Source organism: Streptomyces sp. NPDC053474 (assembly GCF_044544845.1).
Classification (GTDB): Bacteria; Actinomycetota; Actinomycetes; order Streptomycetales; family Streptomycetaceae; genus Streptomyces.
The window spans coordinates 1-15603 of the sequence record NZ_JBITXV010000039.1 but is presented as its reverse complement, the minus strand read 5'-3'; the positions used below and the strand labels follow the sequence as shown (position 1 = coordinate 15603).

The following is a 15603-nucleotide window of genomic DNA, read 5'->3' as shown; positions in this document are numbered from 1 at the left end:
GGCCCAGTACCGGCGTGCGCAGGGTCTGCCCGCGACCTCGCTGGCCTGGGGGCTGTGGGCGGATCAGGGCGGCATGGCCGGAGCCCTCGCCGACGGTGACATCGACCGGATGAACCGGGCGGGCGTGGCGGCCCTCTCTGCCGAGGAGGGCCTGGCCCTGCTCGACGCCTCCCTCGCCCAGGCCGACGGCGCCCTCGTGCCGATGAAGCTGGAACTAGACGTCCTGCGCGGGCAGTTCGGGGCCGACGTGCCGCCGCTGCTCCGCGGCCTCATCCGCGCCCAGGTCCGCAGGGCCGCCACCGCCCAGGCGGGCCCGGCGGCCGACGCACAGGAGTCGCTGGCCGAGCGCCTCGCCGGGCTCGGCGCGGAGGAGCGCGAGCAGGCCCTCGTCGACGTCGTCCGGGACAACGTCGCCGCCGTCCTCGGCTACCCCTCGCTCGAATCGGTCGACGCCGCCAAGGCGTTCAAGGAGCTCGGCTTCGACTCCCTGACCTCCGTCGAGCTGCGCAACCGCCTGGGCGGCGCCACCGCGCTGCGCCTGCCCGCCAGCCTCGTCTTCGACTACCCCACGCCGGTCGCCCTGGCCGCGCACCTGGGCGAGGAGCTGCTCGGCTCGCTGCCCGAGCCCGCGGCCCCGGCCGCCGCGCGCCCCGCCGCGACCGTGAGCGGCGTGGACGACGAGCCCGTCGCCATCGTCGCCATGAGCTGCCGCTACCCCGGCGGCGTGCGCTCCCCCGAGGATCTGTGGCGCATGGTGTCCGCGGGCGAGGACGGCCTCACCGGCTTCCCCGTGAACCGTGGCTGGGACGTCACCGCCCCGGCGGACCTCGACGGCGACGACGGCCTGACCTACGTCACCACCGGAGCCTTCCTCCACGACGCCGACGAGTTCGACTCCGACTTCTTCGGCATCAACCCGCGCGAAGCCCTCGCCATGGACCCCCAGCAGCGCCTCCTCCTGGAGACGTCCTGGGAGGCCCTCGAACGCGCGGGCATCGTCCCCGCCACGGTGCGCGGCAGTGAGACGGGCGTGTTCGTCGGCCTGTCCACCCAGGGCTACTCGACCACGCTGCACGGCGCCGAAGGCGTCGAGGGCTACGTGATGACCGGCGACGCGGCCAGCGTCGCCTCGGGCCGCCTCTCGTACTCCTTCGGCTTCGAGGGCCCGGCCGTGACCGTGGACACCGCCTGCTCCTCCTCGCTCGTCGCGCTGCACCTGGCGGTGCGCGCGCTGCGGCAGGGCGAGTGCGCGATGGCGCTCGCGGGCGGCGCGGCCGTCATGCCGACGCCCACCTCCTTCGCGGAGTTCAGCCGCCAGCGCGGCCTGGCCCCCGACGGCCGATGCAAGTCGTTCGCCGCCGCGGCGGACGGCACGGGCTGGGGCGAGGGCGTCGGCATGCTCGTCCTGGAGCGGCTCTCCGACGCCCGCCGCAACGGCCACCCCGTCCTCGCGGTGGTCCGCGGCTCCGCCATCAACCAGGACGGGGCCAGCAACGGCCTCACCGCCCCGAACGGGCCCTCCCAGCAGCGCGTCATCCGCGCCGCCCTCACCGACGCGCGCCTGACGGCGGCCGACGTGGACGCGGTCGAGGCGCACGGCACGGGCACCACCCTGGGCGACCCCATCGAGGCCCAGGCGCTCATCGCCACGTACGGCAAGGCACACTCCGACGAGCGGCCGCTGTGGCTGGGCTCGCTCAAGTCGAACATCGCCCACACCCAGGCCGCCGCCGGCGTCGGCGGCGTCATCAAGACGGTGATGGCGATGCGCAACAGCGTGCTGCCGAAGACCCTGTACGTGGACGCGCCCACCCCCGAAGTCGACTGGACCGGCGGGGGAGTGGAGCTCCTCACCGAGAGCCGGGACTGGCCCGGCCGCGCGGACGGCGCGCCGCGCCGCGCGGGCATCTCCTCCTTCGGCATCAGCGGCACCAACGCCCACGTGATCCTCGAAGAGGCCCCGCAGACCCCGCGGCCCACCGCGCCCGAAGCCTCCGCCCCGGCGGTGGTCCCCGGCCTGGTGCCGCTCGCCCTGTCCGGCAAGACCCCGCAGGCCCTGCGGGCCCAGGCCCGTCAGCTCCGGGAGCACCTGCTCGCGCGCCCCGGCGCCGAACTCGCCGACGTGGGCCTGTCCCTGGCCGTGGCGCGCTCCCGGTTCGAGCACCGCGCGGTGGTGCACGGGCGCGGCCGGGCCGACCTCCTCGCCGCCCTCGACGCACTGGCGCAGGGCGACACGGAAGCCCGCGCCGTCGTCACGGGCCGCGCCCTCAGCGGCACGGTCCGCCCGGTGTTCGTCTTCCCCGGCCAGGGCGCCCAGTGGGCAGGCATGGCCCGTGAACTCCTCGACGAGTCGCCGGTGTTCGCCGCGCGCATGCGGGAGTGCGCCGACGCCCTGTCCGCGTACGTGGACTGGGACCTCACCGAGGAGCTGGGCGGCGGGAACTTCGACCGCGTCGACGTCGTCCAGCCGGTGCTGTTCGCCGTGATGGTCTCGCTCGCCGCCGTCTGGCAGGCCGCCGGAGTGCGGCCCGCCGCCGTCGTCGGCCACAGCCAGGGTGAGATCGCCGCCGCGTGCGTCGCGGGCGTCCTGCCGCTGCGGGACGCCGCCCGCGTCGTCGCCCTGCGCAGCCGGGCGATCCGCGAACTCTCCGGCAAGGGCGGCATGGTCTCCCTCGTCCTGCCGCAGGACGAGGCCGAGACGCTCCTGGCCGCCTGGTCAGGACGCGTCGAGATCGCCGTCGTCAACGGCCCCTCCCAGGTCGTCGTCGCGGGCGACCCCGAGGCCCTCGAAGAGCTGGTCGCCCACTGCGCCGAGCAGGGCGTGCGGGCGCGCACCGTGCCGGTGGACTACGCGTCGCACTCCTCGTACGTGGAGCAGATCGAGGCCCGCATCGAGGAGGCCCTGACCGGCCTGAGCCCGCGCGCCGCCGAGATCCCGCTGTACTCGACCCTCACCGGCACGTGGCTCGGCGCCGACACGCCCATGGACGCGGGCTACTGGTACCGCAACCTGCGCCACACCGTCCTCTTCGAGCAGGCCACGCGCGGCCTGCTCGGCGAAGGGCACACCCTGTTCCTGGAGATGAGCCCGCACCCGGTGCTCACCGTCCCGGTGCAGGAGACCGTCGACGCGACGGCCGCCACGCACACCAGCGCCGTCGCGCTCGGCACCCTGCGCCGCGACGAGGGCGGCCCCGAGCGGCTCCTCACCGCGCTCGCCGCGGCCCACGCGCACGGCGCCGAACTCGACTGGGCGGCGCTGTTCCCCGGCGCCGAGACCACCCTCGACCTGCCCACGTACGCGTTCCAGCGTGAGCGCTACTGGCCCGAGATCGCCGTCGCGGGCACCGGCGACGTGGCCTCCGTCGGCATCGAGGCCGCCGGACACCCGCTGCTCGGCGCCCGGATGGAGCTGGCCGACGCCGACCAGTACGTGCTCACCGGGCGGCTCTCCCGGCGCACCCACCCCTGGCTCGCCGACCACGCCGTCGGGCAGACCGTGCTCCTGCCCGGCACCGCGTACGTGGAGATGGCGCTGCGCGCGGGCGACGAGGTCGGCTGCGGGCTCGTCGAGGAACTCACCCTCCAGGCGCCGCTGGTCGTCGCCGACGACGACACCGTCACCCTCCAGGTATGGGTCGGCGCCCCCGACACCACCGGACGCCGCCCGCTGACCGTCTCCTCGCGGGCCCAGGGCGCCACCGACGCCCCCTGGACCCGGCACGCCACCGGCACCCTCGCCGCCGACGCGTACGAGGAGAGGGACCCGGCCCTGACGGCATGGCCGCCCGAGGGCGCCGAAGCCGTGCCCCTCGACGGGTTCTACGAGCGCCTCGCCGCGGGCGGGCTCGCCTACGGCCCGGCGTTCCAGGGGCTGCGCGCCGCCTGGCGGGACCCGGCGGGCGAGGCCGTCTACGCCGAGGTGGAGCTGCCCGAGAGCGCCCACCGCGACGCCCGCTCCTTCGGCGTGCACCCCGCGCTCCTGGACGCCGCCCTGCACCCCGTGGCCCTCGCCCCCTTCGCGGAGGCGGACGGCGTGCGGCTGCCGTTCGCCTGGACCGGGGTCTCGCTGGCCGCGCAGGGCGCCACGGTGCTGCGGGTCCGCGTGCGCCCTGCCGCGTCCGGCGGCGTGGCCCTGCTGTTCGCCGACGACACCGGCGCCCCGGTCGCCCGCGCCGACTCCCTGGAACTGCGCCCGGTCGCCGCCGAGCAGTTGCGCGCGGCCTCCGGCGGCGGGCACCGCGACGCGCTGTTCGGCGTGGAGTGGACGCCGCTGCCCTCCGGCACGGCCGACGCGAAGGACCTGACCTGGGCGACGGTCGGCCCCGACGAGCTGAAGGTGGGCGCCGAACTCACCGCGTCCGGCGCCCGCGTGGACGCCTACGCCGACACCGACGCGCTCGCCGCCGCCCTCGACGCAGGGGCGGCGGTGCCCGACGCGCTGCTTGTCACCTTCGCGCCGGGCCCCGACCCGGACGAGGGCGCCGACGCCACCGCCGCCCGGGCCCGCACCGCCCTGCACCGGGCGCTCGGCCTGCTCCAGACCTGGCAGGCGGAACCGCGCCTGGGCGCCGCCCGCCTGGTCCTGGTGACCCGGGGCGCGGTGGCCACCGACGGCGGCGACGTGCCCGACCTGGCGCACGCCGCGGTGTGGGGCCTGGCCCGCTCCGCCCAGTCCGAGCAGGCGGGCGGCCCGGACGGCGCCGGGTGCGTGCTGCTCGACCTGGGCGGCACCGACGACCGCGCCGACGGCCGGAGCGCCGCCACGCTGCTGGCCCACGGCCTGGCCCTGGACGAGCCGCAGCTCGCCGTCCGCGACGGGGCGCTGCTCGCGCCGCGCCTGGTGCCCGCGGCCACGCCGCACCCCCAGGACACCACGGACACCCCGGACGCCGTGGCGCCCCGCACCCCCGACCCCGAGGGCACCGTCCTGATCACCGGCGCCACCGGCACCCTGGGCGCCCTCGTCGCCCGCCACCTGGTGGCCGAGCACGGCGCCCGCCGACTGCTCCTGACCAGCCGCAGGGGCCCGGACGCGCCGGGGGCCGCCGCCCTCGTGGCCGAGCTCGAAGCCCTCGGCGCCGAGGCCCGCGTGGTCGCCTGCGACGCGGCGGACCGCGACGCCCTGGCCGAGACCCTGGCCACGGTCCCTGCGGCGCACCCGCTGACCGCCGTCGTCCACACCGCCGGAGTCCTGGACGACGCCCTGGTGGCGTCCCTGACGCCGGAGCGCGTGGACGCGGTCCTGCGGCCCAAGCTGGACGCGGCCCTGCACCTCGCCGAGCTGACGGCCGGGCACGACCTGGCGGAGTTCGTCCTGTTCTCCTCCGCGGCCGCCACCTTCGGCAGCCCCGGCCAGGGCAACTACGCGGCGGCCAACGCCTTCCTCGACGCCCTCGCGCACCACCTGCGCGCCCGGGGCGTGCCCGCCACCTCCCTCGCCTGGGGCCTGTGGGCCGAGAGCAGCGAGATGACGGGGCACCTCGACGAGGCCCGCCGCACCCGCATCTCGCGCGGCGGCGTCCTGCCGCTGTCCTCGGCGGAAGGCGTCGCACTCCTCGACGCCGCCCGCTCCCACGGCGCGCCGCTGCTGCTGCCCGTACGCCTGGACACGGCGGCCCTGCGGGCGGGCGCGCGCCAGGGCGACGCCGTGCCGCCGCTGCTGCGGCGCCTGGTGCGGGTGCCCGCCCGGCGCACCGCCGTCGGCGCCGCCGCGTCCGAGGCGGAGGCGTTCGCACGCCGCCTCGCCGCGGCCTGTGGCGCCGAGCGCGCCGAACTGCTCGGCGCGCTGGTCCGCGACCAGGCGGCGGCCGTGCTCGGCCACGCGTCCGCCGACCGCGTCGAGGACGAACGCGGCTTCCTGGAGCTCGGCTTCGACTCCCTCACCGGCGTCGAGCTGCGCAACCGCCTCGCGGCCGCCACCGGCCTGCGCCTGCCCGCGACGCTGGTCTTCCAGAACCGCACCCCGAGGGCCCTGGCCGAGCGCCTCGCGCACGAACTGGAGCAGGCCGTGCCCCCGGCGGCCGACACGGCGGCACGGCCCGGGAGCGACGCCGAGCGTCCGCGGCGGGCCGAGGAGGCGCCGCGGCAGGCCGCGCCGACGCCCGAGCCGCCCGCGCACCCGGCCGCGCCCCGGCCCGCGACCGGCCTCGCCGAGCTGTACGACGAGGCCGCGCGCCAGGGCCGGGCCGACGACCTGATCCCGCTCCTGCGGACCATGGCCCAGTTCCGCGCCTCGTTCACCGAGGAGTCCGAACTCGGCGCCCCGCGCGCCCCGTTCACCCTCGCGCGCGGCCCGGAGGAGACCGCCCTGGTGCTGTTCACCTCGTACGTCGGGCGGTCCAGCGCGTACGACTACGCCCGCTTCGGCGCGTACTTCCGCGACCGGCGCGACGTCAGCGTCATCACGCACCCCGGCTTCCTGGAGGGCGAACTGCTGCCCGCCGACAAGGACGCGCTGGTGCGGCTGCACGCCGACACCGTGCAGCGCCACGTCGGGGACAAGCCGTACGTCCTGTCCGGGCACTCCTCCGGCGGCCTCGTCGCCCACGCCGTGGCGCGGGAGCTGGAGCGCCGGGGCGCCGGACCCGCCGGTGTGGCGCTCGTCGACACCTACGTCGACGAGAAGGCGCTCGGCGACATGGCGGCCGCGATGGGTGAGCAGCTCAGCGACCGCTACGACACGGTGCCCGGCGCGGACGACAACGACTGGGGCGACGCCTGGGTGACCGCCATGGCCCGCTACATGTTCCTCGGCCTGCTGCCACAGGAGCTGCGGGCGCCCACGCTCCTGGTCCGGGCGGGGGAGCCGCTCATGGAGTGGACGAAGGACTACGACTGGCGCCCCTCCTGGAAGCTGGAGCACTCCACCGTGGACGTGCCCGGCACCCACTTCACGGTGATGGAGGAGCACTCCCGCACCACGGCACGCGCCGTGGAGGAGTGGCTGGAGCGGCTCTGACCCACCAAGGGCGACGGCCCCGCCCCCACCGGAAGGTGGGGGCGGGGCCGTCCGCGTGCCAGGCGCCGGAGCGCGGTCAGGACAGGTGGCCGTAGTCCTTCCAGATCTCCGACCACGGCTTGGTGCGGCCGTCGAGCACCCACACCGGGACCCCGTCGACGAAGCTCTCGCCGGGACCGCCCGCCGCCTTCGCGGCCTTCCTCACGGACGAGAAGTACGGCTTGAGCTTCGCGACGTCCCTGCCCACGTACAGGACCGGACCCGAGGAGTCCGACGGCGCGCCGAAGTACCAGTAGCCGCGGTGGCCGCTGTAGGCGGACGGCAGGCCGCGGTCGGCGCCCAGGTGGTCGACGGCGCCCGCCTCCTCGTAGTACTGCGTGACGACGACGGCCCGCTCGCGCCGGTCGGCGGGCAGTGTCTTGTACGCCTTCTCGACGGCGTCGATCAGGTGCGGCCAGCGCAGCGTCTCGGCGGTCATCGGGTTGTTGTCGGGCTGCTCGGTCTTCGTCACCTGCGACACCGGATACACCGGAAGCGACAGGGCCACGCACACCAGGGCCGTCAGGGCGACCACCGGCCAGGCCGCCAGCCACCGCCACCAGCGGGCACCCTCGCCGCGGCCGAGCGCGACCGCGCCCGCCGCCCACAGCGGCGCGAACGTGCCCACCACGTACGCGGGGCGGCCGCCGGTGACCAGGAACACGGCCGTGAGACCGAGGAACGTCCACGCCAGGAACCGGTAGGGCGCGAGCTCCGGCGAGCGGAGCAGCCGCACCAGGCCGTAGACCAGGACGACGGTGAACACACCGCCGGACAGGACCACCAGATACGGCAGGAAGCCCGCACGCCCGCCCAGGATGCCCTCGTCGGCCAGGACCTTGGACATCTCCAGCTGCGGCCAGTCGTGCCGCGCCTGCCAGATCAGCCCCGGAAGCGACGTGACGACGGAGACCGCCGCGCCGATCCACAGCTCCTTGCGGCGCAGCAGCTCGCGCGGGCCGACGACGAAGGAGGCGACCGCGAGGACGAGCCAGTAGCCGACGATCAGATACTTGCCCTGCAGGGCCAGGGCCGTCGCCAGGCCCGTCCACAACAGCAGCCGGTGCTCGCGCGTGCGCACCCAGCGCACGAGGAGCCAGTTCACCAGCGTCCACAGGAACAGGTCGAGGGCCATCGTCGACAGCGCGTGCCCGCTGATCAGGACGGCGGGGGCGAAGCCGTAGGCGGCCGCGGTGAGCAGCTGCGCCCGCCGCGCGCCGCCGAACTCGCGCGCGATGAGCGCCGCGACGAGCACGCCCGCCACGGTGAGGAGCGCGGGCAGCAGCCGCAGCGCGAACAGCGAGCCCCCGGACAGCGCGTCGATCGCCCGGGCGAGCAGCGGAAGGAGCACCGGCTGGTCCGCGTACCCCCAGTCCAGATGCCGCCCGGCCCCCAGGAAGTACAGCTCGTCGCCCTGGAAGCCGTACCGCGTGCTGACGAGCAGCAGCGCGAGGCCGGACGCGCCCGCGACCGCCCCCGCCCAGCGGCCGGAGAACTCCGGCAGTTCCGCGGCCTGGTGCCGCGCCGCCTCTTCCTTTCCTTCCTTTTTCTCCGGCAGGATCGCGGATGTCTCCTGCCGTTCTTTATCCTGTTCCTCGACCGGTCCCTGACCGGCCTTCGTCCGAACTCCCACCGGGGCCTCCGCGGCTGATGAAGTAGATGGCCTGAAACACGGTCGAAGGTAGTCCCTCGCACGGCCCGTCAGCTTGCCCTTGTGAGCGGCAAGTTGGCTGCTCAGGGGGTGCTAGGGGGAGGATAGGGGTTCTGCGGCGCCCGGGTGCCGCCTAGCTTTTACGCTAGCTCCCCGGCGACTGGACCGGGGCGGGAGAATTGCTCGACCTTTTCGTGCCCGTTGATTCTCAGAACCGGGAAAGGGGGCGGCTTTGATGACACCGAACATCTTCACGGGAGATTCGGCGCGGACCTTCGCTGAATTCGAGCAGGACACCTTGCGGGTCGCGATGGTCCTGCGCGCGGAAGGCGTCAGGCCGGGCGACCGGGTGCTGCTCAAGGCCGGAAACTCGGCGGCCTGGCTGAACGCGTTCTTCGCGCTGATGCACGTCGGCGCCTCCATCGTCCTCGTCGACCAGCAGGAGCACGCCCGCGAGACCGCGCGCATCGTCGAGCGCACGCGCGCCCGCCTGTGCCTGTACGACGACGACGCTCCCATGCCCGCGGAGACGCGCGACGCCGTCTATCTGTACAAGCTCCTCGTGGAGGCCTCGGGCCTGGTCCCGACCGAGCCCGCGCTCGACTTCGACGCGTGGTGCGCCTTGCCGGACGGCCTGATCATGTGGTCCTCCGGCTCCACCGGCACCCCCAAGGGCGTGGTCAAGAACGGCGGCCGCTTCCTGGAGAACCTGCGCCGCAACGCCGACCACATGGGCCACGGCCCCGGCGACGTCCTCCTTCCGCTGCTGCCCTTCGCGCACCAGTACGGCCTGTCCATGGTGCTCATCGCCTGGCTCGCCGAGTGCTCCCTCATCGTCGCGCCGCACCGGCGGCTCGACCGGTCGCTCCTCATGGGCGGCCAGTGCGGGGTGACCGTCATCGACGCCACCCCGGCCACCTACCGCAGCATGCTCAACCTCGCCCGCAGCAAGGCGGACGTGCGGGCCGCCCTCGGCCGCGTCCGGATGTTCTGCAGCGGCGCCGCCCCGCTCGACCCGGCGCTCTCGGACGCGTACGTCGACGCCTTCGGCCAGCCGCTGCTCGACAGCTACGGCAGCACCGAGCTCGGCAACATCGCGTTCGCCACCATCGACAACCCCGTCGCCTGCGGCCAGGTCATGAAGGGCCTGGAGATGACGGTCCAGGACGACGACGGAAACGTCCTCGCGGCCGGGGAGATGGGCGAGCTCGTCGTCAACACCCCCGACATGATGGCCGGTTACCTCGCCGAGGACGGCACCCTCGCCCCGGTCGAGCAGGGCTGGTACCGCACCGGCGACCTCGGCCACCTCGACGGGGACGGCAACGTGTTCGTGGCGGGCCGCAAACTCGCCGTGCACCGCATGGGGTACACGCTCTACCCGGAGATCATCGAGCGGCGGGCCGCCGTCGCGGGCTGCACCGTCAAGGTGATCGCCCTGCCCGACGACGCGCGCGGCGCCGAGCTGGTCTTCTTCGTCGAGGACCCCACCGGCCAGGACGTCGCCGAATGGCGCCGCCGCATCAAGGACGCGCTGCCCGCGTACGAACACCCCAACCGGGTCGTCGTCATCGACAGCTTCCCGCTCAACCGCAACGGCAAGCCCGACCGACGGGCCCTCGAACAGCGGGCGGCCGAGCGGACCACGGCGGAACTCGCCACTTCCGTGTGAGCCGCCCCCGGCCAGCACCCCGTACAGACCGCACGACCAGCACAGGACAGACAGAGCGGACACGATGACGACCGACCAGGCACGCAGCGCCGTGGTGTTTCCGGGCATGGGGCCCTCGCGCTTCACCGACGTGGGCAAGTTCATGATGATCGACCCCTTCGTGCGGGGGCGCCTCGCCGCCGCCGACGAAGCGCTCGGCCGGTCGGTCCTCGACGGCTTCCGCACCCAGGCGGTCGACTTCGGGGAGTTCGCCCAGGTCGCCTTCTTCATCAACTCGGTGGCCCTCGCGGACCGGGCCGTCGAGACCCAGGGACTTCGGCCGGACCTCTGCGTCGGCTTCAGCTTCGGCCAGAAGGCCGCGACGGCGTTCAGCGGCGCCTTGCCCTTCGCCGAGGCGACCCGCCTGACCTACGAACTCGCCCTGTGCGAGCAGCGGTTCTTCGAGCAGGAGCACCAGGACCTGGTGACGCTCACCATCACCCGCGTGCCCGAGGCGGCCCTCACCGAGGTCCTCGGGGAGCTGGCCGAACGCGGCGAGTTCCACGAGGTCTCCGGGCACCTCGACGAGGGCATGCACATGGTCACCCTGCGCGAGCAGGTCCTGGAGTCCTTCCAGCGGCGCATCAGCGCCGCCGGCGGCTACTCCCTGTACTCGATGAAACCGCCCGCGCATTGCCGGGTGCTCACGGGCCTGCGCGCCCGCGTCGAGGACGAGGTCCTCGCCAAGTTCGAGCTCGCCGACCCCGAGCTGCCGGTGGTCGCCGACCACGACGGCTCGCTGGTGACGAGCGCGGAGCAGATGCGCACCCTCCTCCTCGACACCTTCGACCACCCCGTGCGCTGGCACCCCGTCGTGGACACCCTGCGCGCCCAGGGCGTGGGCACGGTCCACGTCACCGGGCCCGACCGGCTCCTCCACCGCCTCGACGTCACCACCCGCCACTTCGACGTGGTGGCCCTCGGGCCCGAGCAGGCCCTCAGGCCCACCCGGACCGCCTCGCGCAAGGAGCAGTGATGACCACGCTCATGGACAGCAAGTCGGCCGGGTTCAAGTTCAGCGCCAAGCTCGGCGTGACCCGCGCGATCCTGCGCGCCTTCGGCCTCTTCGGCGACCCCTTCACCCATCTGCTCCAGGGCAAGGAGGACCCCTACCCGCTGTATGCGAAGGTCCGCCAGCGCGGCCCCATCCACCGCAGCCACCTGGGCAGTTGGGTCACCGGAAGCCACGAGCTCGGCAGCAAGATCCTGCGCGACCGCACGCTGTTCCTGAACCGCGAGCAGGGCGGCGTACCCGGGCACGAGATGATGGCCGACATCCCCTGGAACAGCTCCATCCTCGGCCTCGACCCGCCCGACCACACCCGCCTGCGGCGGCTCGCCCAGCCCGCCTTCGGCCCCAAGATGATCAGCAAGTACCGCATCCAGGTGGAGAAGCTCTGCCACGGCCTGCTCGACCAGGCCGCGGGGCGCGACTTCGACCTCATCGAGGACTTCGCGGGACCCCTGCCGCTGCTCGTGATCGGCGAGCTCCTCGGCGTCCCCGAGGAGTACCACGAGCGGTTCGTCCGGGCCGGGCGCAAGGTCGGGCCCGTCATCGACGGCGTCAAGTCCCTGAAGATGGCACGGGAGTTCCGCGCCGCCGTCGACGACCTCGACCAGGTCTTCACCGAACTGATCGAGCTGCGCGCCAAGGACCCGGGCGACGACCTCATCAGCCGCCTCACCACGGCCCAGGGCGAGGGCAAGCTCAGCACCGAGGAACTCCTCGCCTTCTGCACCGTCCTCGCCGTCACCGGCTTCGAGACCACCACCAACCTCATCGGCAACGCCGTCCTCGCGATGACCGGCGACCGCGAGCAGTGGAACCTGCTGCGCGACGACCCCGACCTCGCGCCGCGCGCCGTCGAGGAGACCCTGCGCTACGACTCGCCCGCCCTCCAGGCCCAGCGCGTCCCGCACCAGGACATCGCCCTCGCCGGACACCACATCCGGGCCGACAGCTCCGTCGTCGTCCTCATCGGCGCCGCCAACCGCGACCCCGAGGTGTACGACGAGCCGGACCGCTTCGACCTCACCCGTGAGGACCCCGCCGAGCACCTGTCGTTCTCCGGCGGCATCCACTACTGCATCGGCGCCCCCCTGGCCCGCATGGAGGGCGAGACGGCGCTGCGCGTCCTGGTGGAGCGCCTGCCCGAGCTGCGCGTCGCCGGTCCGGTGCGGCGCCGCAGCTCGCCCGTGATCAGCGGCTGCACCCGGCTGCCCGTCAGCGGCCGGTAGCGCCGCGAGCCCCTTTGATGGCCCGCGCCCCGCACCGGGGCGCGGCGTCGTCGCGTACCACCCCCGTATCCGAGGAGACAGATGAGCGAGACACCCGAGTCCGAGGCCTGGCGGCGGGAGGTCGATCGCTCCACCTTCCCGCGGCGCGAGCCCGGCCCCATCGACCTGCGCCGCTACTACGTCCAGCCGTCCTACTCCGGCGTGCCCACCTTCATGGGCGTCCCCCTCGCCCTGACCCAGGAGGACCTGCGGGCGGGCGAGGTGGACGTGGCCGTGGTCGGCTGCCCCGTGGACGTCTCCAGCGGGCACCGCGGCGCCGCCTACGGGCCGCGCGCCATCCGCGCCGACGAGCGCTACCTGTACGCCACGCCCGAGGGGTTCGTGCACTCCGCGACCCGCGTCAACCCCTTCAACATCCTGAAGGTCGTCGACTACGGCGACGCGGCCGTCGACCCCTTCGACATCACCCGGTCCATGGAGCCCATCCGCGGCCTGGTCCGGGAGATCGCCGAGGTCGGGGCCCGGCCCGTCGTCCTCGGCGGCGACCACTCGCTGCTGTGGCCCAGCGTGGGCGCCCTGTCGGAGGTGCACGGGCGCGGCTCCATCGCCGTCATCCACTTCGACGCGCACCCGGACTGCCACGAGGAGCTGTTCGGGCACCGCGCCACCCACACCACGCCGATCCGGCGCCTCATCGACGAGGAGATGGTGCCGGGGCCCAACGTCATCCAGGTCGGCATCCGCACCATCTCGGGCCCCGACGACCAGCTGTTCAACTGGATGCGCCGGGCCGGGATGCGCTCGCACTTCATGGCCGAGATCGAGCGGATCGGCTTCGCCGCGGTCATCGACAAGGTCATCGAGGAGGCCCGCGCGGTCGCCGACCACGTCTATCTGTCCCTGGACATCGACGTCCTCGACCCGGCGTTCGCGCCCGGCACCGGCACCCCCGAGCCCGCCGGGCTCAGCACCCGCGAGCTGTTCACCGCGCTGCGCCGCATCGCCCACGAGACGAACCTGGTGGGCATGGACGTCGTCGAGGTCGCCCCGCACCTGGACGCGGGCTACTCCACCGCCATGAACGCCCGCAGGGCCGTCTTCGAGGCGCTCACCGGCCTCGCCCTGAACCGCATCAAGATCTCCAGCAAGAACTACGCGAACCCGATCGTGGCCGGGGAAGTGCGCTTCCCGCTCAAGTGAGTTGGGGTGCATGCTGTTCACGTGCGTACGGCACGTTCGTGCGCACGCCGTCGAAGGCGGGCTGAGGCCCGCCTTCGGTCTGTTTGCCGTCCCTTCTCGACCCGTACCGCCACCGACGACCTTGGATGGACACCGTCATGACGACCGCCGCCGACCTGTGGGTCCGCAGCTACCACCCCGCCCCCGACGCCCGCCGCCGTCTCGTCTGCTTCCCGCACGCGGGCGGCTCCGCCAGCTTCTACTTCCCGGTGTCGGCCGCCCTGAGCCAGGTCGCCGACGTGATCGCCCTGCAGTACCCGGGGCGTCAGGACCGCCACACCGAGAAGGGCATCGAGACCATCGCCGAGATGGCGGACCGCATCGCCGAGGCGCTGCGCGGCCACACGACGCTGCCGCTGACCTTCTTCGGGCACAGCATGGGCGCCGTCCTCGCCTTCGAGGTGGCCCGGCGCCTGGAGAAGGACGGCCAGGCCCCCGTGCACGTCTTCGCCTCCGGCCGCCGCGCGCCCTCCCGGTTCCGGCCCGAGAACGTCCACCAGCGCGACGACGAGGGCATCATCGCCGAGATGCGGGGGCTCAGCGGCACGGACCCGCGGGTGCTCGGCGACGAGGAGCTGCTGCGCTTGGTCCTTCCGGCCATCCGCAGCGACTACACCGCCATCGAGACCTACCGCGCCGAGGCCGGCGCGCAGATCGGCAGCCCCATCACGGTCCTGGTCGGCGACGACGACCCGCGCACCACGCTCGACGAGGCGCGGGCGTGGGAGCCGCACACCCTGGGCTCCTTCGACATGAAGGTGTTCTCCGGCGGCCACTTCTACCTCACGGACCACGCCGCGGACGTGATCGCCGTCCTGAAGGCGCACCTCACGTCGTGAAACGCCACTGGGCGGGGCGGTCACCACGCGTGTGCGACGTGGTGACCGCCCCGCCCAGTCGTATGAGCGGCCAAAAAGGACCCGGTGGCCAGTTACGGGGGAGAACCGGCCACCGGGAGTCTATGGAATTCAGCTGTGCACGGACTTGCGGGACCGTGAACTCACGCAGAACGCGAGGACGATCAGACCGACAATTCCGATCGCCAGGCTCACCCACGAGGGAGTGTCCTCCGGCAGCAGTGCCGTGACACCGAATTTTGTGTCCCAGATGCGCTCAGTCAGGAATGAACCGATTCCCTGAACCGCCAGGACGATGCCGACCCACAGCATGCCGCTCCTCAATTGTTCTGTACGGGGTGAGCACTCTCGTGCTTCTCGTTCCGCTTCCCGGTGTTCCCGCCGGGCCGCCAACAAGACCTATTCCATCGCTTCCGGTACCCGGCGGGGCAGAGGGAAACGTTGGTACCGCTACCGACGAAAGTTGTGACCGGATGACGCGTTCCCCCTCTCGTGGACCTGGTGTGCGCCGGGCCGGGGATGCACGGCCGCGCTGCCGCGGCCCTCGGCCCGAGGCCCCAAAAGGCGCTAAGAGGGCGTTAAAGCCGCAGGTCAGGAGGGTGGCTGCGGCCTCCGTGCAGCACGCATTAAGCTCTCCACGACCCACACAGCGCGAAGCCGACATGTACGGGGGTGGGCTTGTCGTGCCGCACGTCAGGACGGCCGGAGCACAGCGGACCAGGACGTTCCGTCCCGTGGCGTCCGACCTCATTCTTCTCACCGCTCTGATCGTGGCCAACGTCCTGGTCGCCATCGGCAACGTGGACAACGGCCATCCGCGGTTTGGGCCGTGGGCGGGGTTGGGGTTGCAGGTGGTTGTGGTGGTGGTGTTGGTGGTGCGGCGGGTGTGGCCGTTGTTGGTGTTGGG

The 15603-nt window shown here is 73.5% G+C and carries 8 protein-coding genes; 6 read left to right on the top strand and 2 right to left on the bottom strand.

What is annotated here, in order from left to right:
• The coding region (locus ACIG3E_RS40890; protein ID WP_399626291.1) for an SDR family NAD(P)-dependent oxidoreductase at window positions 1-6961 on the top strand (6961 nt) is incomplete at its 5' end.
• Between the two features lie 76 nt (window positions 6962-7037).
• On the opposite strand, the gene ACIG3E_RS40885 is transcribed toward ACIG3E_RS40890, so the two are convergent.
• Window positions 7038-8633: an ArnT family glycosyltransferase gene (locus ACIG3E_RS40885; RefSeq protein WP_399626289.1), complete on the bottom strand. Its 1596-nt coding sequence runs from the start codon at window positions 8631-8633 to the stop codon at window positions 7038-7040.
• 253 nt (window positions 8634-8886) lie between these two features.
• On the opposite strand from ACIG3E_RS40885, the gene ACIG3E_RS40880 reads away from it, so the two are divergent.
• From ACIG3E_RS40880 to ACIG3E_RS40860, 5 genes are all read left to right on the top strand, one after another.
• Window positions 8887-10323: a class I adenylate-forming enzyme family protein gene (locus ACIG3E_RS40880; protein ID WP_399626287.1), complete on the top strand. Its 1437-nt coding sequence runs from the start codon at window positions 8887-8889 to the stop codon at window positions 10321-10323.
• Between the two features lie 64 nt (window positions 10324-10387).
• Entirely contained in the window at window positions 10388-11338 is a 951-nt protein-coding gene (locus ACIG3E_RS40875) for an ACP S-malonyltransferase (protein WP_399626285.1), read from the top strand.
• The gene (locus ACIG3E_RS40870; protein ID WP_399626282.1) at window positions 11338-12600 is read left to right on the top strand and encodes a cytochrome P450; all 1263 of its coding nucleotides are present in this window, start codon (window positions 11338-11340) and stop codon (window positions 12598-12600) included. The genes ACIG3E_RS40875 and ACIG3E_RS40870 overlap by 1 nt, the downstream gene beginning before the upstream one ends.
• A gap of 81 nt (window positions 12601-12681) precedes the next feature.
• Entirely contained in the window at window positions 12682-13800 is a 1119-nt protein-coding gene (locus ACIG3E_RS40865; RefSeq protein WP_399626280.1) for an agmatinase family protein, read from the top strand.
• 137 nt (window positions 13801-13937) lie between these two features.
• Window positions 13938-14678 carry a thioesterase II family protein gene (locus ACIG3E_RS40860; protein WP_399626278.1) on the top strand — a complete coding sequence of 247 codons (741 nt, stop codon included), beginning with the start codon at window positions 13938-13940 and terminating at the stop codon, window positions 14676-14678.
• Window positions 14679-14807: 129 nt separating this feature from the next.
• Here the strand turns inward: ACIG3E_RS40860 and ACIG3E_RS40855 are convergent, their stop codons facing one another.
• Window positions 14808-15008: a hypothetical protein gene (locus ACIG3E_RS40855; protein WP_171075917.1), complete on the bottom strand. Its 201-nt coding sequence runs from the start codon at window positions 15006-15008 to the stop codon at window positions 14808-14810.
• Window positions 15009-15603: the final 595 nt, after the last annotated feature.